This window comes from Citreicella sp. C3M06 (assembly GCF_018860705.1).
Taxonomy (GTDB): domain Bacteria; phylum Pseudomonadota; class Alphaproteobacteria; order Rhodobacterales; family Rhodobacteraceae; genus Salipiger.
Genome location: NZ_JAHKQA010000072.1, coordinates 358,816 through 377,058 on the forward strand (window position 1 = coordinate 358,816; position 18,243 = coordinate 377,058).

16 protein-coding genes are annotated in these 18,243 nt (G+C 63.2%); 7 read left to right on the plus strand and 9 right to left on the minus strand.

What is annotated here, in order from left to right:
* Nucleotides 1-64: 64 nt before the first annotated feature.
* From KO516_RS16580 to KO516_RS16605, 6 genes are all read right to left on the minus strand, one after another.
* Nucleotides 65-865 carry a glycosyl transferase gene (locus KO516_RS16580; protein WP_216004946.1) on the minus strand — a complete coding sequence of 267 codons (801 nt, stop codon included), beginning with the start codon at nucleotides 863-865 and terminating at the stop codon, nucleotides 65-67.
* 84 nt (nucleotides 866-949) lie between these two features.
* Nucleotides 950-1,489, minus strand: coding sequence for a cytochrome b/b6 domain-containing protein (locus KO516_RS16585; RefSeq protein WP_216004947.1), 540 nt, complete (start codon nucleotides 1,487-1,489; stop codon nucleotides 950-952).
* A gap of 37 nt (nucleotides 1,490-1,526) precedes the next feature.
* The gene (locus KO516_RS16590) at nucleotides 1,527-1,985 is read right to left on the minus strand and encodes a cytochrome c (protein WP_216004892.1); all 459 of its coding nucleotides are present in this window, start codon (nucleotides 1,983-1,985) and stop codon (nucleotides 1,527-1,529) included.
* Nucleotides 1,986-2,108: 123 nt separating this feature from the next.
* Nucleotides 2,109-3,272 (minus strand): M20 aminoacylase family protein, encoded by a 1,164-nt coding sequence (locus KO516_RS16595; protein WP_216004893.1) that lies wholly within the window; start codon nucleotides 3,270-3,272, stop codon nucleotides 2,109-2,111.
* Between the two features lie 88 nt (nucleotides 3,273-3,360).
* Nucleotides 3,361-4,524, minus strand: coding sequence for an acetylornithine deacetylase (gene argE / locus KO516_RS16600; protein ID WP_216004894.1), 1,164 nt, complete (start codon nucleotides 4,522-4,524; stop codon nucleotides 3,361-3,363).
* Nucleotides 4,525-4,673: 149 nt separating this feature from the next.
* Nucleotides 4,674-6,500, minus strand: coding sequence for an ABC transporter ATP-binding protein (locus KO516_RS16605; RefSeq protein WP_216004895.1), 1,827 nt, complete (start codon nucleotides 6,498-6,500; stop codon nucleotides 4,674-4,676).
* Nucleotides 6,501-6,714: 214 nt separating this feature from the next.
* Here KO516_RS16605 and KO516_RS16610 point away from each other — a divergent pair, with 214 nt between their 5' ends.
* The 4 genes from KO516_RS16610 to KO516_RS16625 all read left to right on the plus strand — a co-directional run bounded on the left by KO516_RS16610 (nucleotide 6,715) and on the right by KO516_RS16625 (nucleotide 11,692).
* Nucleotides 6,715-8,421: a peptide ABC transporter substrate-binding protein gene (locus KO516_RS16610; RefSeq protein ID WP_216004896.1), complete on the plus strand. Its 1,707-nt coding sequence runs from the start codon at nucleotides 6,715-6,717 to the stop codon at nucleotides 8,419-8,421.
* A 170-nt stretch (nucleotides 8,422-8,591) separates the two neighbouring features.
* Nucleotides 8,592-9,629 carry an ABC transporter permease gene (locus KO516_RS16615; RefSeq protein ID WP_216004897.1) on the plus strand — a complete coding sequence of 346 codons (1,038 nt, stop codon included), beginning with the start codon at nucleotides 8,592-8,594 and terminating at the stop codon, nucleotides 9,627-9,629.
* A complete protein-coding gene (locus KO516_RS16620; RefSeq protein ID WP_216004898.1) occupies nucleotides 9,622-10,626 on the plus strand; it encodes an ABC transporter permease in 1,005 nt (334 codons plus the stop codon). The genes KO516_RS16615 and KO516_RS16620 overlap by 8 nt, the downstream gene beginning before the upstream one ends.
* 349 nt (nucleotides 10,627-10,975) lie before the next feature.
* The gene (locus KO516_RS16625) at nucleotides 10,976-11,692 is read left to right on the plus strand and encodes a DUF3800 domain-containing protein (protein ID WP_216004899.1); all 717 of its coding nucleotides are present in this window, start codon (nucleotides 10,976-10,978) and stop codon (nucleotides 11,690-11,692) included.
* A 279-nt stretch (nucleotides 11,693-11,971) separates the two neighbouring features.
* Here KO516_RS16625 and KO516_RS16630 read toward each other — a convergent pair whose 3' ends face one another.
* Both KO516_RS16630 and KO516_RS16635 read right to left on the minus strand, forming a co-directional pair.
* Complete coding sequence (locus tag KO516_RS16630) at nucleotides 11,972-12,679, minus strand: anti-sigma factor domain-containing protein (protein ID WP_216004900.1); 708 nt, start codon at nucleotides 12,677-12,679, stop codon at nucleotides 11,972-11,974.
* On the minus strand, nucleotides 12,676-13,227 hold the full coding sequence (locus KO516_RS16635) for a sigma-70 family RNA polymerase sigma factor (protein WP_216004901.1): 552 nt from the start codon (nucleotides 13,225-13,227) through the stop codon (nucleotides 12,676-12,678). The genes KO516_RS16630 and KO516_RS16635 overlap by 4 nt, the downstream gene beginning before the upstream one ends.
* A 153-nt stretch (nucleotides 13,228-13,380) precedes the next feature.
* Here KO516_RS16635 and cobS point away from each other — a divergent pair, with 153 nt between their 5' ends.
* Nucleotides 13,381-14,361, plus strand: coding sequence for a cobaltochelatase subunit CobS (gene cobS, locus KO516_RS16640; RefSeq protein ID WP_216004902.1), 981 nt, complete (start codon nucleotides 13,381-13,383; stop codon nucleotides 14,359-14,361).
* Between the two features lie 51 nt (nucleotides 14,362-14,412).
* Here cobS and KO516_RS16645 read toward each other — a convergent pair whose 3' ends face one another.
* Complete coding sequence (locus KO516_RS16645) at nucleotides 14,413-15,537, minus strand: DUF3466 family protein (RefSeq protein WP_216004903.1); 1,125 nt, start codon at nucleotides 15,535-15,537, stop codon at nucleotides 14,413-14,415.
* A 159-nt stretch (nucleotides 15,538-15,696) separates the two neighbouring features.
* Here KO516_RS16645 and KO516_RS16650 point away from each other — a divergent pair, with 159 nt between their 5' ends.
* Together KO516_RS16650 and cobT are read left to right on the plus strand one after the other, a co-directional pair.
* Nucleotides 15,697-16,155 (plus strand): hypothetical protein, encoded by a 459-nt coding sequence (locus KO516_RS16650; RefSeq protein ID WP_216004904.1) that lies wholly within the window; start codon nucleotides 15,697-15,699, stop codon nucleotides 16,153-16,155.
* A 51-nt stretch (nucleotides 16,156-16,206) separates the two neighbouring features.
* Nucleotides 16,207-18,084, plus strand: a complete 1,878-nt coding sequence (cobT, locus tag KO516_RS16655; protein ID WP_216004905.1) for a cobaltochelatase subunit CobT — start codon at nucleotides 16,207-16,209, stop codon at nucleotides 18,082-18,084.
* Nucleotides 18,085-18,243: the final 159 nt, after the last annotated feature.

Consider the following 18,243-nt stretch of genomic DNA (forward strand, 5'->3'; position numbering starts at 1 on the left):
GTGATTTTTCGTGGCCCCGCTCATACCCTGCCCCAAGGCCCCGGGGCAAGCCTTGGCGAGACCATCAGGCCCATTCCGAGCCGAGATCCGCCCGCGAGCGGTCTATCCAGTGGTCTTGCAGCCAATCGCAGGGCTTGGAATGGCGGATCAGCGAGCCATTCCAGCCGCTCAGCGCGTCGCTCATCTTGGGCCGTCCGTGGAAACAGACGACGCGCGCGTCCTGCGGCAGGCGCGGCGGATGCAGCCAGTTGCCCGGAAATGGATTGCAATCATATTTGAACGACACCACCCAAGGTTCGGGGATATAGGTGAACACCCCGCGATCCATCGCCTTGTGGCTGGTGTAGCGCTGTTCCGATCCGCGCGCCTGTTCAACTTCCCTGTAGGCATCGGCGGCGAGATCCTCGTAGAGAAACCCGTGTTGCGCCGGATCGAAGCGAAACACCGAGCCATGTCCGGTGGGCCGACCCTTACGCTTTTCGGTCCAGTCGTGGCGCATGGCAACGGTGCCGGGGGCGAGATCGTGAATCTCGTCAAGACTGCCGGTGATTACCACATCGAGATCGAATCCCAGATATGGTCCATCCAGATCGGGCACGAGGCCGGGGCGAAACAGCGACACCTTGCGCATCGCCCCCTGCCGATTTGCCACAGCCAGCGCCTGTGCCATCGGTTCGGCAAAGGGTTCGGTGGGCAATGGCAGCACTTCGATATCCGGGTGCAGGCCCTGCGCGTGTTCGGTCATGCAGAAAAACCGCACGGGACGCGCCATGTTGCGCCGCACTCCGGAATACAGCCGGTTGACGTATTCCGGCCCGAACAAGGTGCCCCATTTGATGCAGATGATATTGGCGCGTTGGCTCACGCGGGTCTCCTCGGGCTGCTCTTGCGCGGGGTTTAGCGCAAAGCGCATCCGGGTGCCATCCTTGCGCGTTCCGGCAGGGATGGCTTATCGGCGACCGGTGATCATTGGGGTCACGAGGTCTTCGCCCTTCCAGCGCCTGTAAAAGACGATGGCCCCGATGTGGATCGCCACCATGATCAGCAGCAGCGTCGACAGCGGCTCGTGCAGGGCCAGCGCCCTCTGCGTGGTCTCGTAGCTGACGTATTTCGCCAGCGGGCCGACGTTGATGTAATCCTCGGGGTCCGAAAACAGCCCCGACAGCACCTGCATCGCCAGAACCGCCAGCACGCCGACCACGAAGAGCGCGCCCACCGGGTTGTGCCCCCACGTCCGTGACGGCGCGCGATTGGGCAGGCGCCGTGCATAGGCGGCGATGGCGCGCGGGCCTTTGACAAAACTCGTAAACCGGGCGGTGCGCGGCCCGATCAGCCCCCAGATCACCCGCAGCGTCACGATGGCCGCCACCGTGTAGCCCGCGTAAAAATGCAGCGTCATCTGCGCCGGGCCGAACTTCCCCAGCCCCCAAGCGGTGGCGAAGGCCAACACCAGCGCCCAATGCAGAACCCGGACTACCGGGTCCCACATCTCGCCGGAGGGCTCGTTGGTTCCGGCGCTCACGGGATCAGAAGCTCTTGGCGCGGTAATCGTCGTGGCAGGCCTTGCAGGTACCGCCAAGCTGACCGACCGCCGGGCGCAGCGCATCCAGCCCGTTGCCCGCCGCGCCAGCCATGGTTTCAACAGCCGCGTTCAGCGCCGTGGCCTTTTCCATGAAACCATCCATGTCTTCCCAGATCACCGGCTGCGCGCGGGTCTTGCCCGGCAGATCGGCGTTCGATGTCTCTGGTGCAAAGTAATCGGCGATATGCAGCGACATCAGCGTCGACAGATCCGCCGCGTGGGCGCTGGCCGCCTCGGCGTCATACTCGACATCGCCCTTGGCCATGGCGGCAAGACCGCCCATCTCGAAGCTGATCAACTGAAAGAACCCCTGACGCGCCTTCAAGGTGTTTTCGGCGGATTGGGCAAGGGCCATCGTGGCAGGCACGGCGGCAGCGAGCGTGGCAATCAGCAGCTTGCGCATGATATCGTCTTTCCTGTTGTCAAACCAAAGGAGGGGCCAGACATGGCCCCGCCCTACTCGTCAGTGATCATTACATATCACAAAATAAATGTAACAATCCGAGCATTGATGCTCACGACATTGTCAGGCGGCGGGCATCCGCCGTTCCGCCAGTCCGGCCCACCACGAACACCCGGCGGGAATCGCCTCGTCGTTGAAGTTGTACTCGGGCGAATGCACCATGGCGGTGTCGCCGTTGCCGACGAGGATGTAGGCACCGGGGCGTTCCTCGAGCATGAAGGCGAAATCCTCGCCGCCCATGATCAGCGGCGCATCGGCGCAATCACCCGACACCTCGCGCGCCACTTCGGCGGCAAAGGCGGTCTGCTCGTCGTGATTCACCATCACGGGATAGTTACGGGTGTAATCCACCTTTGCGCTGCAATTATAGGCACTAGCGATGCCGGTGCAGAGCTGGCTGATACGTTCCTCGGCAAGATCGCGGTTCTCCGCCGACAGGGTGCGCACGGTGCCGCGCAACGTAACGCGGGCGGGAATCACGTTGAACGCCTGGCTCGAGGTGACAAAGCTGGTGATCGACACGACGATCTGGCTGACCGGATCGGCATTGCGCGAGGCGATGCTTTGCAGCGCCGTGACGATGGTCGCCGAGGTCACCGTAGGGTCGATCGTCTCATGCGGCTTGGCGGCGTGACCGCCCCGCCCCTCGATGGTGACCTCGAACACGTCCGTCGCCGCAAAGAAGGCGCCGGGCCGGATCGCAAAGCTGCCCAAAGGCTGGCCCGGCCAGTTGTGCATCCCATAGACTTCCTGAATGCCCCAGCGGTCCATCATGCCATCGTCGCACATGACCTTGCCGCCGCCGCCGCCCTCTTCGGCAGGCTGAAAGATCACCACCACGGTGCCGTCGAAATTGCGCGTCTCCGACAGGTATTTCGCCGCGCCCAGCAGCATGGCGGTATGGCCGTCATGGCCGCAGGCATGCATCGCGCCCGGCGTTTTCGAGGCATACTCGACCCCGGTGTTCTCGGTGATCGGCAGCGCATCCATGTCGGCGCGCAGCCCGATGACCTTGCCCGAGCTCTGCGTCTTGCCCTTGATCACGCCGACCACGCCGGTGCGCCCGATGCCCTCGACCACCTCGTCGCAGCCAAAGGCGCGCAGCTTGTCGGCCACCACGCCCGATGTGCGGTGGGTGTCGAACAGCAGTTCGGGGTTCTCGTGCAAATCGCGGCGCCAGGCGGTGATTTCTGCCTGAAGCTCGGCGAAACGGTTCTTGACAGGCATGAAGGGTCCTTTCCAGTTTTGCGGCGCAGCCTGCCAGCCCGGCGCACCGCCCGCAAGCGGATCGGCCCGGCACGGTCGGGCGCGCGTGTCAGCCCAGCCGGGTCAGCAGCCGGTCCATGAAACGTTGCCCGGCCTCTAGCTGGGCGATCTCGATATACTCGTCCGGGGTATGGGCAAGGATGATATCCGATGGCCCGCACACCACCGCATCATAGCCCGCCGCCTGAAAATGCCCCGCCTCGGTGCCATAGCTGACCTGCAGGCTGGCATTGTCACCGGTGATCGCGCGCACCAGTGTTTCGGCACTGTTGTCGGCGCTTGGCCGTAGCACTGGCACCTCGAACATCGGGGTGATCTCGATCCACGCCTCGGGGCGCACCTGCTGCATCTGCTCGGTCAGCCGCGCGACTTCGGCCTTGAAACGCGTCACCCATTGCTCGGTGGTCTCGCCCGGCACGATGCGAAATCCAACCCCGAAGGCGCAATCCTTGGCGGTGATGTTATGTGCCGTGCCGCCTGAAATCTGCCCGACGTGGACGTTGGTATAGGGCGGCTCGAACATCGCCGCCACCGGCCCCGGTGTGCGCGCGGCGTTCTGCGCATTGATGCCGTTGCACCAGTCGATCAGCTTGGCGCCCCACATGATCGCCGAAACGCCGGTGTGCAGGATCGATGAGTGCACCTCGACCCCGTGCACATGCACCCAGAAATTCACCGATCCCTTGTGACCCGACACCGCCTTCATCATCGTCGGCTCGCCAACGATCACCGAGGCGGCGCGCGGCAGATCACTGGCCACCAGCGCCTCGGCGAGATCCCTGCCTCCGACGCAGCCGATCTCTTCGTCGTAACTCAGCGCCAGTTGCAAGGGCACGCCCCGCTGCTGCGCTTCGACCATGGCCCAGATCGCAAGCGCATCGAACCCCTTCATGTCGGTGGTGCCGCGCCCATAGAGCCGCCCCTCCCGTTCGGCGAGCACAAACGGGTCCGATGTCCAGCTCTGGCCATCCACCGGCACCACGTCGGTATGTCCCGACAAGACCACGCCCCCCGCGACGCGCGGGCCAGCATGGGCAAACAGCGCCGCCTTGGTGTCCGGCTCGGTGGGTTTGCGGTGCTGGAAACTCTCGATGCCGTGGCTGTGCAGATACCCCGCCACCCATTCGATCAGCGGCAGGTTCGGATCGCGGCTTACGGTCGCAAAACCGACGAGCTCGGCAAGGATTTCACGGGGGGAAAGATGCTGTGGCATGTCCGGGTCCTTCGTATGTCCACCAATGACCTACGCCCGTGCCGCCCCGGCATCAAGCCACGCAACACCCCCATAACGCGCCGCGCCCGCGCTTCATCTTGCCCGGAAAACTCCGGGGGGAGCCGCAGGCGGGGGGCTGGCCCCCCTCTTCAATACCCGCTGTCGGAGGTCAGGACAAAATGCCCCGGCGCAACCTCGGCATAGACATTCGCGGCAGGTTCATAGCCGACCGGATGGATCGGCGACGGAATCGGCTTGAAATTCAGGTCTTTCTCGGATTTGCGCCGGCGCGGATCCGCCACCGGCACCGCCTGCATCAAGGCCCGTGTGTAGGGGTGCTGCGGGTTCTCGAACACCGCCGCCCGCGGCCCCATCTCGACGATACGGCCAAGGTACATCACGCCCACATTGTGCGACACCCGCTCGACCACCGCCATGTCATGGCTGATGAACAGATACGACAGGCCCAGATCCGCCTGCAATTCCATCATCAGGTTCAGCACCTGCGCCTGCACCGACACGTCCAGCGCTGACACCGCCTCGTCGGCGACGATAAGCTTGGGCGACAGGGCCAGCGCACGGGCAATTGCGATGCGCTGGCGCTGCCCACCCGATAGTTCGTGCGGATAGCGCCGCATGAAACTGCGCGGCAGCTCGACCCGGTCGAACAGCATCGCCACGCGGTCCATCATCTCCGATCCCGAATGGGTAGCGTAATTGCGCATCGGCTCGGCCACCTGATCGGCCAGCCCCATCTGCGGGTTGAGCGAGGCAAACGGGTCCTGAAAGATCATCTGCATTTCGCGCCGCGCATTGCGCAGCATGTTCGGCCCGAGCCCCATTACGTCAGTGCCATCGAGCACCACCCGGCCCTGATCCGGCTCGACCAGCCGCAACAGCGAGCGCCCGCAGGTCGATTTGCCGCAACCCGATTCGCCGACAAGGCTCAGGGTCTGGCCCTTGTTGATGGTAAAGCTGACATCCTCGACCGCATGTACATTGGCCACGGTGCGACGGAAAAAGCCGCCCTTGACCGGAAACCGCGTCACCAGATTCTCGACCGTCAGCAGCGGCGTGTCGGTGCCGACGATGGGCGCGATGGCATCCGACTCGCGGCCCAGCAGCTTCATCGGCTCGGGATAGGCCTTGCCGGTCATCTCGCCCAGCTTGGGCACCGCCGCCAGCAGCGCCTTGGTATAGGGATGCTGCGGGGTCTCGAAAATCTGCGTCGCCGGGCCTTCTTCGACCTTGTTGCCGCGGAACATCACCACCACGCGATCGGCCATCTGCGCCACCACCGCCATGTCATGGGTGATGAACATCACCGCCGTGCCGGTCTCGCGCTTGAGTCGGTCCATCAGGGCGAGGATTTCGGCCTGAATGGTCACATCCAGCGCCGTGGTCGGCTCGTCGGCGATCAGCAGGCGCGGCTTGCAGGCCAGTGCCATGGCGATCACCACACGCTGGCGCATCCCGCCCGAAAGTTCGTGCGGATACTGCTTGAGCCGCCGCTCGGGCTCGGGAATGCGCACCTGTTGCAGCAGTTCAAGCGCTCGCGCCTCGGCCGCGTCCTTCGACATGCCGCGATGCACTCGCAGCCCTTCGGTCAGCTGGCGGCCCACGGTGAACACCGGGTTCAGCGCGGTCATCGGCTCCTGAAAGATCATGCCGATCTCGTTGCCGCGGATGGTGCGCATCAGGTCCTGATCCGCCGTGGCCAGATCCATCTCGCCGCCATCCTTGCGATCGAACAGCAGCCGTCCGCCCGCGATGGTGCCGCCGCCGAACTCGATCAGCCGCATCAATGCCAGCGAGGACACCGACTTGCCCGACCCGCTCTCGCCCACCACGCAGACCGTCTCGCCGGGGTTGATGTCAAAGCTCACGTCCTTGACCCCGGCGACGGTGCCGTCCTTGGTCTGGAATTCCACGCGCAGTTTTTCGATGCGGGCGATGGGTCCGGCGCTGTCCAGCATTTCGGCTCTCCTGGGGATCTCAAGATGCCAAGGCTACGGGCAGCGCCAAGCAAGTGTCAAACCCCTCGACAAGATTTCCCGACGGCAGCGCTTGCAATTCCCTGCGCATGTGGTTCGAATTGGCGCAGGGAAGCGCCATGGCCGATGTGTCGACCGGTGGCCCCAAGACCAACAAGCGGCCCAGAGCGGCCGTGAGCCCAACAAGGAGAGACTCATGACCCTCAAGACCCTGCTGCTCGGGGCGGTCGCCACGTCCGCGCTGGCCCCGGCCGCCTATGCCGAGCGAGGCGAGGACGGGCACGTCAACATCATCTACTGGCAGGCGCCGTCGATCATGACGCCCTACCTGTCGGGCGGCACCAAGGACATCGAGGCCGCCAGCCTCGTTCTGGAACCGCTGGGTCGCTACGACCAGACCGGCGCGCTGGTGCCCTATCTCGCGGCCGAGATCCCCACCGTCGAGAACGGCGGCGTCTCCGAAGACCTGACCACCATCACGTGGAAGCTCAAGGAAGGGCTGACCTGGTCCGATGGCACCCCGCTGACCTCTGCCGACGTGAAATTCACCGCCGATTACTGCATGGACCCCGAAGGCGGCTGCGCGCAGCTGGCCAAGTTCGACCATATTTCGGAAATCGAAACGCCGGATGATCTGACCATCATCGTGCATTTCGACAAGGCAATGCCGAACCCCTACGGCCCGTTCATGGGTGGCCAGTCACCGATTCTGCAAAAGGCGCAGTTCGAATCCTGCATGGGCGCGGCGGCATCGACCTGCACCGAGGCCAACTTCAAGCCGGTCGGCACCGGCCCGTTCGTGGTTGACGAGTTCAAGCCCAACGATGTGATCTCGCTGTCGGCCAACCCCAACTACCGCGATCCGGCCAAGCCCGCCTTTGCCACCGCGACCCTCAAGGGCGGCGGCGATGCGGAATCGGCGGCCCGGGCCGTGCTTCAGACCGGCGAGATGGATTACGCGTGGAACCTGCAGCTGGCCCCCGACGTGCTGGCCTCGATGGCCGAAGCCGGCGCCGGTGTACCTGTGTCGGCCTTCGGCACGCTGGTCGAGCGCATCGAAATGAACATGACCGACCCCTCGCCCGACCTGCCCGAGGGTGAGCGCGCGACCGTGGCTCATCCGCACCCGATCCTGTCGGATCTGAACGTGCGCAAGGCGCTGTCGATGGCCATCGACCGCGATCTGCTGGTCGAGGTCGGCTACGGTCAGGCTGGTCGTGCCACCTGTAACCTCGTGCCCGCGCCCGAGATGTACGCCAGCCCCAACACCGACTGCCTGACGCAGGATCTGGACGGCGCCAAGGCGCTGCTCGAAGAGGCCGGCTGGACCGACAGCGATGGCGACGGCATCCGCGACAAGGACGGCGAAAAGCTTTCGCTGCTGTACCAAAGCTCGACCAACGCCGTGCGTCAGGATTTTCAGGCCCTGATCAAGGATTGGTGGAACCAGATCGGTGTCGAGGTCGAACTGCGCAATGTCGACAGCTCGGTGTTCTTCGGCGGCGATCCCGGTTCGCCCGACACTTTCCAGAAGTTCTATGCCGACGTGGAAATGTACGCCAACAACTTCGATGGCACCGATCCGCAGAGCTATCTGCAGATGTACCGCTGCGGCAACGAGCCCAAGCCCTCGTCGCAATGGCAGGGCGAAAACATCAACCGCTACTGCGATCCCGCCTATGATGCGCTGCTCGACGAGCTGGCCGCCACTGGCGAGCTGTCCAAGCGCGGCGAGATCGCCAAGAAGCTGAACGAGATGCTGACCAAAGACAGCTACACCATCGTTCCGCTGGTCGACCGTGGCCGCGTTTCGGCCCATTCCAACAGCCTTGGCGGCGTGATCCTGAACACTTGGGATTCCGAGCTCTGGAACGCCGCGGACTGGTACCGCATCGACGGCTGATGCCGTCTTGGCGCGCCCTCGGACGGGGGCGCGCCTGATTTTCGGGCGTCTTGCCAGCGGCAAGGCCCGTTTTCCGTAACGCTGCCCGTTGCAGGGTGGCGCCCGCGCCGCTAGAGCGCGATGAAACGGAACCGCTTCGCCAGCCGCGCCCAGACCGGAGGCCACCGACCATGCTGACATTCGCCGTAAGGCGCCTATTGCTGTCCATTCCGACGCTGCTGTTCATCAGCTTCGTCATCTTCATGCTGCTTCAGCTCGCCCCCGGCGATCCGATGGCGCAGGTGCCACTGACAGTGCCACCAGACGTGAAGGAAAAGATGCGTCAGGCGCTGGGTCTCGGAGAGCCGCCGCTGGTGCAATACTGGAAATGGCTGGTGCAGGTGTTCTGGACCGAGCCGAAGATTTTCATCGACTGGCTGACCCGCGATTCCTTTCTGCTGGGCTGGCTGCCCGATACCCATCTGTATCAGAACGAACTTCGCGTGCTCAGCTGGCAGACCCGCTCGCCGGTGATGGACATCGTGCTGCAACGCCTCCCTCAGACACTGTGGGTGGTGGGGCTGTCGTATATCGTCGGCATCCTGATCGCGCTGCCCATCGGCATCTATTCCGCCTACCGGCAATATTCGGTGTTCGATCAGGCCGGCACCTTTGTCACCATGGTCGGCTTTTCGATCCCGCCGTTCTTTACCGGGCCGCTGCTGATCGTGATCTTTTCGGTCTATCTTGGCTGGTTCCCGTCGATCTATGACACCACCCATGTGGTCAATGACTGGGACAGCTTCACCGTGCAGCTGCGCCAGATGGTCATGCCGATCATGGTGTTGGCGCTGCAGACCACGGCACAGCTGTCGCGCTACATGCGCGCCTCGATGCTGGACAATCTAGGGCAGGATTACGTGCGCACCGCGCGGGCCAAGGGGCTGTCCGAAGCCATCGTGGTCATGGTGCATGTGCTGCGCAATTCGATGATTCCGGTGGTCACGGTGATTGCGCTGGGGGTTCCGGCGATCTTTGGCGGCGCGATCATTACCGAGAACGTCTTCAAGGTGAACGGCATCGGCCAGCTGCTGCTGACGGCGCTGTTTGCCAATGATCTGCCGATGGTGATGACCCTGACCTTCATCTTCGCCTTCCTGATCGTGACCTTCAACCTGATCGCCGATGTGCTTTACGGCCTGCTCGACCCGAGGATCCGCTATGACTGACAGCCCGCAGGACGATCTGATTGTGGCCGCCCCCGAAACCGTGGCCCCCATCGAAGCGCTCAGGGACAAGGGGCCGGATGCCCCGCCCCGGTCGAAATGGAAAGACGTCTGGGCGCAGTTCCGCAAACACCGGGGCGCGATGATCGGCGCCTTCTTCCTGATGCTGATCACCTTCGGTGTGCTGCTTGGCCCCTACCTGTGGACGCTGGATGCGCAAAAGCTCGATATCCGGGCCAAGGACATGCGCCCGATCTATACCGCGCTGTGGAACCCCGAGGCCAAGACCGGCTGGAACCATCCGCTCGGCTCCGACCAGCTGGGGCGCGACAACCTGGCGCAGCTGATCGCGGGTGGGCGGGCCTCGATGGCGGTGGGCTGGGCGGCGATGCTGCTGTCGCTGATCATTGGCACCGGGGTCGGCGTGGTTGCGGGGTTCTTCAAGAGGCTCGACGGGCCGCTGATGCGGCTGACCGACCTGTTCCTGAGCCTGCCGATCCTGCCGCTGCTGCTGGTGGCGGTCACGCTGTTCCGCCAACCGCTGCGCGCCAATTTCGGCCCCGAGGGCGGCATGTTCATCCTGATCGTCGCCGTGGTCGGCATCACCTCGTGGATGCCGACGGCGCGGATCGTGCGCGGCGATGTGCTTGCGCTCAAGGAGCGGGAATTCGTGCTGGCGGCGCGCTCCATCGGCACGCGTCCCTTTGCCATCATCCGGCGCCACCTGCTGCCCAACGTGCTCTCGCCGATCATGGTGTCGGCGACGCTGGGCCTTGCCACCGCGATCATCACAGAATCCGCGCTGAGCTTTCTGGGCGTTGGCTTTCCATCGGACTTTCCGACATGGGGCAAGATGCTGGCCGATGCTGTCGCCCGGATGGAGGATTACCCCGAACGCGTCGTTCTGCCGGGTATCGCGATCTCGCTGACGGTGCTGGGGGTCAATTACCTTGGCGACGGCCTGCGCGACGCACTCGATCCGCGCATCCGGGGCCGCTAGAATATCAACGGTGTCGGGGCTTGCCCCGGCACCTGTGTGTTGCGCAGACCGCTACTACAAATTTATTGCACCCAGAAAGCTATATCCGAAGACCGCGTTCTCAAGCCGTCTTCGGCGAGCATTGATGTCCGCTCAGTGGAACAGAGCCCCCATTTGCCAGTCGTCTCTCAATGACTGGACTCAGCCCGAAGCGGATGTGGCGGTCTAGCACGTCGGGCGGAAGCCGGACATTCACTGCCCGTTTGCGAATAAACGCAATTCTCAGGTTACGATTCAACAAGTCGAGCTTAACACCCGCTGCGGGCATGGCTATCTTGTTGCAGAGAGCATTGGCAACAACGAGATATAGATGGCTCTGGACGTACTCCACTACTATTGCGACTGCAGCAGCTACGCGGGTGACAACAAGTACGCTGTCGTCGGCGGCATTGCAGTCAAGGCTCACATGGTTGACCTCCTAAACGGCAAGGTCCAGTCGTTAAAGGAGGGGATCGGTATGCAGAGCGAGTTCAAGTGGAGTGAATATCGCGGTGGCAGGAAGAAAGCGACGTATGAGGCGTTAATCGACCTTTTCTATGAGGCGATCGACCTGCACTATATGCATTTCCATGCGATGATTGTCGATTTTGATGAATTCGATCATCACAAGAAAGGACGTGGAGCGCCGCATCTATCCGTAAATAAGATGTACTACCAGCTTATGCTTCATGAAGTTTGCAGGCGGTATGGAGACAAGTGGCGCATAGTCATGTTCCCGGATCATGGGCCGGATTCTTATCAAATTGGCGACTACAGAAACGGGATTTGCGGGCAAGCGTATAAGAGGTACACCGCTAAACCGAACTGTCTTAGAGAGATCCACCCAACTGCATCAAAGAAGGTCGGTCTTCTGCAAATGACAGACGTGATCATTGGGGCAATGGCTGCGCATCGTGAAGACAGATCGGTGAAAGCGGTGAAGGCTGACCTGCGAGACTACGTGATGGCGAAAAGCCCGATTTCTGACCTGTCAACAGACTCCCATCGAGACGAGCGGCAGTTCTCTATTTGGAACTTCAACTGTTAAGAGGATTCACACGCGACAGCCTATCGGTTCTCCCGAGGAGACTGGTCTGGCCAGCCGGTTCAACTGCCGCGAGCTAAGAACAGCATACTATGCGCTGCCTGACATTCAAGGTTTCTCTTCTTAAACATCAAAAGCGTGATCAACGGACGGCAAGGAGGCGGCTCATGCCACGACTTTGCAAAGCCCGCTTTCTGCGCATAGCAGTCGTTCACTACCGAGCGCTGCATCCGACAAAACGGGCACGAAAGCTCATCTAGCGGCCTGCCCAGCCACTCCGGGCTAGTCGCCTCGCGGCAACATGGTGGCAAGCGTCAGCACCGGGCCCGTCGGGCCTGCTTCTGGCGAGCCGCCCAGCGGTTCGTCCGAGATCGCGACCGTGGCGCCGGGCACCTGCTCCGCCAATTCGTCGGACAGCGGAATTTCTGTCAGCGTGACGTCTTGCAGCAGGCCGATCGAGACCGGCGTATTGCTGCCTTTGGGGATCAGCCAGAGCTCGAGCGAGCGATCCTGCGGCAGCGTGCCCGCATCGCGCCGCACCATGAAAGTCTGGCTGTCGGGCGCGTAATGCGCCAGCAGCACCAGCTCGGGCGCGCGGATTTCCAGATCGGCCCACAGGTCGGGCGCATTCCCGGTATCGAGCAGCCCCGAGAAGCTGACGCCCCAAGCGATGGCCGCAGCGGTAATGGCCCCGAGCAGATAGGGCACAAGCTGCCGCCAGACCGGCTTGCGCGCCGCGCCGAACAGCTGCGCCTCGAGACGGTGCAGAACCTGCGGCGGTGCCTCCTGCGGTGCGATCCTCTCCGCGAAGCTGGCGAAATATTCCTGCCAAGCGGCCACGTCCTGTTCCAGATCGAGATCATCCAGCAGGCGCTTTTCGAACGCCTTGCGCTCTGGCGCCGGCAGCAGGCCGAGCACATATTCCGCCGCTGCGGCTTCCCAGCCGCCGGGGAAATCTCTGGGAAGGTCATGGTCCGCCGGTCCGCTCATCGACCAAGACACTCCCTGAGCTGCATCAGGCTGCGCCGCAGCCAGGTCCGCACGGTGTTGAGCTTGGTGCCGGTGGCCTCGGCGAGTTCCACGTAGGAAAACCCGTCGAGATAGGCGCGGCGCACCATCTCGGCCCGCTCGGGCGGCAGTTCGGACAGGCAGCCATGCAGCGCGCGCGACTCGTCGCTGGCCTCGGCCTGCTGCGCGGGGCCCGGCCCCGGATCGGCGATCTGCTCTGCCGCGTCGATGGGCGCGTAGCGGCGCGCCCTCCCGGAGGCACGGCGTTTGTCGACGGCTGTGTTGCGCGCCAGCGTGATCAGCCAGGTCATCGGCGAATACCCGTTGACCCGGTACTGCCCGGCGCGTGTCCATATCTTGGCATAAGCTTCCTGTAACGCCTCCTCGGCCTGTCCCCTGTCGTTCAAGACACGCAGGCACACGCCAAAGAGTTTCGCAGAGGTTCGCCCGTAAAGCGCGCGAAAGGCCGCACGGTCGCCCATGGCGATGCGCGAGATGAGTTCTTCAATCTCGGATAAGGGCGTGTTCACGTCCAACCTGCCTGCCGGGTGCGTTTCGCCAGAGCCTATCGCGGCGGCATTGGAACGGCAAACCCCAAAGCATGGGCCGGGCACTCTTGCCCTTGCGCCTGATATCGGGCACCACGGGGCGACAATTCTTGCAAGAAAGACCAGGGGCCGAAGATGAGCGATATCGACGTCAATGCGAAGCCGACCGAAGAGATCGCGGTGCGCGAAGTGTTCGGCATCGACACCGATATGGTGGTGCACGGATTTGCCGACCGCACCGATCGGGTGCCGGAGTTGGACAGCACTTACAAATTCGACCCCGATACCACGCTGGCCATCCTTGCAGGGTTCCGCAACAACCGCCGCGTGATGATCCAAGGCTACCACGGAACGGGTAAGTCGACCCATATCGAACAGGTGGCAAGCCGCCTGAACTGGCCGTCGGTGCGGGTGAACCTCGACAGCCACATCAGCCGGATTGACCTGATCGGCAAGGATGCGATCAAGCTGGTCGACGGCAAGCAGACCACGCAATTTCAGGAAGGCATTCTGCCTTGGGCGCTGCGCAACCCCTGCGCCATCGTGTTCGACGAATATGATGCGGGCCGCGCCGACGTGATGTTCGTGATCCAGCGCGTGCTGGAGACCGACGGCAAGCTGACGCTGCTGGATCAGAATCAAGTGCTGACGCCGCACAAGTATTTCCGCATCTTCGCCACCGCGAACACCGTCGGCCTTGGCGACACGACGGGCCTGTATCACGGCACCCAGCAGATCAACCAGGGACAGATGGACCGCTGGTCGCTGGTGGCGACGCTCAATTACCTGAGCATCGACGCCGAGGTGAACATCGTTCTGTCCAAGGCGCCGCATTACAACAATGAGAAGGGTCGCAAGACCATTCGCCAGATGGTCACGGTGGCCGATTTCACCCGCCGCGCCTTTATGAACGGCGAGCTGTCGACGGTGATGTCGCCGCGCACGGTGATCGCATGGGCGCAGAATTCGGAAATCTTCCGCAATGTGGGCTACGCCTTCCGCCTGTCCTTCCTCAACAAATGCGACGAGCTTGAACGCCAGACCGTGGCGGAGTTCTACCAGCGCTGCTTTGATGAAGAACTGCCCGAGAGCGCCGCAAGCCTAAGCATCGCCTGACCCGTTTGCCGCATCGACGGTATCGAGAGCCCCGCCCTTGTGGCGGGGCTTTTACGTTCCGACGCCGCGAAGCCGCAGCGCGCAAAGCGCCATGCACCCGGCGAGGAGCATGAGCATCGAGGCCGGAAGCGGCACCGGTGCAAGCGGGGTCAGCAAAAAGGTCCGGTTGGCGTCCGCGCCGAAAAAGCTGCCATCGGTATTGCCAAGGGCGAGGATCTGGCCCGCGTCATTGATGTCGACCGCCTCGATCAGCGAGATGCCGAGCGCCGGGTCAATGAGCGTATTGAGATCGACCATGCCGCCCTCCATCGCCCAGGAGAAGGCGGAAAAACCCGCCTCGTCGTCGCCCGCCGAGCCCACGACAATCCCGTTGTTGTTCAGCGCGCTCGGGGTAACGACCGAGAATCCAAGCGCACCCGACTCGACAGAGCGGTATTCACTGCCATCCAGATAAAAGCCAGACAGCACGTCGCCCGTGACCTCGCTGCCGGTGATCACTCCGAAATCGTTGATATCATTGCCCGATGTCAGCACGGTCGCGCCCGTATCGACCCGATCGTTCAGATCCAGCATCCCGGTCCCAAGGTCCCAGATGAAGGCATGCGGCAGATCGGGCAGGCCGTACTGCCATTCGACGTCGCTTTGGCCGACCACCTGACCAGACTCGTTCAGGGCATATGCGTAGGAATACCGGTAATCTGCCGAATAAAGATGGCCGAGGTAGCGCTGAGACCCGTCCGCGAACCAGACGAAGGCCTCCTCATTGCTGAACCCACTCCAGGCAATGCCGGCGCTCATTCCGCTGTCGTTGATATCGCGCGCGCTGGTCCTGAAGTTGGACATCTCCTCGCCGACACCACCCGCCCATTTCGTCGCGTTGGAATTGCCGGAGTCGTAATAGTCCCAGGCCGTGTGACCGACGGCGACATCATCGTTGTTCACGGCAAAGGCGATGCTGCAACAGTAGTGATCGTCGTCAGGCGGAAGCAGCGTCATCGCCGAGTCCTTGTAGATGAATCCGTAGGCACCGTCACGGCCGACCACGGTTCCGGAATCATTCAGAGCGTTGCCAAGCACCCTGTCTCCGATTTCAGTCACAGAATATGAGAGCGTCGCGGCTTGCGCGGTGCCAGTCAGTGCGAACAGCGCCACAGGCACAAGGCGAAGAAAGGCCATTCCCGGTTCCTCCGAAGACAGGTCAGGATTGCCCCTGACGCGTGTCAGCGTAGCCTGATTCTACCTTTGATTGATAGGTTAACGGCCAATGCAATCAGGTCGAACGCGTCCGTGCGGTGTTTTCACGGAATCTGAAGGTTTGCGTCGCAGGCTCACGGCATGACCAGATCACCTCTGATACGCCTGCTGTACGCGCGCATCTGCGCCCTGTTCTGCCTCTGGCTGGCGGCAGGCGCGGGCGCTGCCGAGACACAGGATCTTGCGCAAACCCACGAAAGCAACCGGGGGCAAATGCTTCTGGCGGCGGATTACGCCGTCTGTCTGGGGCGGCTGACAGCGCTGCTGCAACATTCCTGGCTCATCCAGGACCCGCTCGCCGACGCGCTGGAACTCCGTCGCGACTGGGTCAGGGCGCTGTATGACGCCACGCGCCTTCCCCTTCCCGGCGAAACGCAGGCGGGGCGCGAACTCAACATGATGCTGCGCATCCGCGCCAAACGCGACCAGCTCGCGCTGCTCGAAACCGGCAGTTTCAACGATGACGCCCGCCGCGCCCGGCTCGCCGAAACGACGGCGATGAACCAGCTTTTCACCTGCCACCGGATGATCAACCGCTAGGGCTGCATTTGCCCCTTGCCAAGCTCCCGCCAAGGCGCGAAACCTGAGCGCATGGCAATGCGCGATGACAACCCCGCTGATCCCTTCAAGAAAGCTCTGGCCGAGGCAACAAAGGTCATGGCCGACGACCCCGATCTGTCGGTGAATTTCACCGTCGATCCATCGGGCGTCTCCGGCGACAACATGCGCCTGCCGCAGGTCAGCCGGCGCATGACCCGCGACGAGGTGCTGCTGGCGCGTGGCACCGCCGACGCGCTGGCGCTGTATCGCCGCTATCACGATACGGGCACCCACGCACGTTACGCGCCCCCCGGCGACATGGCGCGCGAGCTTTACGAAGCCATGGAAACCGCCCGCTGCGAGGCGATGGGCGCGCGCGACATGCCCGGCACCGCCGGCAACATCGACGCCAAGATCGGCAACGAAGCCGCACGTCGCGGCTATGGCCAGATCACCCAGGCGGCAGAGGCGCCCCTGCCGGTTGCGGCGGGCTATCTCATTCGCCATCTCGCCACCGGGCGCGATCTGCCCAAGGATGCCGCCCATGTCATGGAACTGTGGCGCGGCTTCATCGAGGATCAGGCCGGCGGCACGCTCGAAGGGCTCGAAGACACGCTCGCCAATCAGGCCAGCTTTGCCAAGTTCGCCCGGCGCATGATCACCGATCTGGGCTATGGCGATCAGCTTGGCGAAGACCCGGATTCGCTCGACGAAGACGACAGCGACGAGGCCGAACCCGAAGGCGCCGAAGAGGACCAGCCCGACAGCAGCGGTGACGATGCCGACGATCAGGACGAGGCCGAGGCCTCTCCCGAGCAATCGCAGGACCAGACCCAGGATGCCAGCCAGGCCCAGGTCTCGACCGACGATCTCGCCGATCAGGAAATGGGCGAGGAAACCGAAATGCCCGAGGGCGACGCTCCGATGGAGCCGCCCGCCCCCGCGCCGGTGTCCGAGGCCGACCCGGAATACAAGGTCTATGACGGCGCCCATGACGAAGAGATCCCCGCCGAGGAACTCGCCGATCCGCAAGAGCTAGAACGGCTACGCGCCTATCTCGACCAGCAGCTCGAACCGCTCAAAGGCGCGGTGTCGCGGCTGGCCAACAAGTTGCAGCGTCGGCTTCAGGCCCAGCAGAACCGCAGCTGGGAATTCGATCTCGAAGAAGGCATCCTCGACGCCGGCCGCCTCGCCCGCGTCGTCGCCAACCCGACGACACCGCTCAGCTTCAAGATCGAGAAAGACACCGAATTCCGCGACACAGTAGTCACGCTGCTGCTCGACAACTCGGGATCGATGCGCGGGCGCCCGATCTCGATCGCCGCGATCTGCGCTGACGTTCTGGCCCGCACGCTGGAACGCTGCTCGGTCAAGGTCGAGATTCTCGGCTTCACTACTCGTGCGTGGAAAGGCGGCACCGCGCGTGAGAAATGGCTTAACGAGGGGCGCGAACAGCAACCGGGGCGGCTCAACGATCTGCGCCACATCATCTACAAGCGCGCCGACGCGCCTTGGCGTCGGGTGCGCGACAACCTTGGCCTGATGATGAAAGAGGGGCTGCTCAAGGAAAACATCGACGGCGAGGCACTGGAATGGGCGCACCGCCGCATGATCTCCCGCCCCGAGGCCCGCAAGATCCTGATGGTGATTTCCGACGGTGCCCCGGTCGATGATTCGACCCTGTCGGTGAACCCGGCGAATTACTTGGAGAAACACCTGCGCGACGTGATCGCCATGGTCGAACGGCGCAAGCAAGTGGAATTGCTCGCTATTGGCATTGGTCATGACGTGACACGCTACTATAACCGCGCGGTCACGATCACCGATGTCGAACAGCTTGCCGGCGCGATGACCGAACAGCTTGCGGCGCTGTTCGACAGCGATCCGCGCGCGCGCGCCCGCTTCATGGGCATCCGCCGGGCAGGGTAATGCAACGATTGGGGGCGCTGCCCCCCTTGGCCTTACGGCCAATTCCCCCCGGAGTTTATTCGGCAAGATGAAGCGCAACGCCGCCCCTTCATCTTGCCCTTAAACTCCGGGGGTGCGGGGGCTGGCCCCCGCCTCGGCGCTCACAAAGCGCACACCATC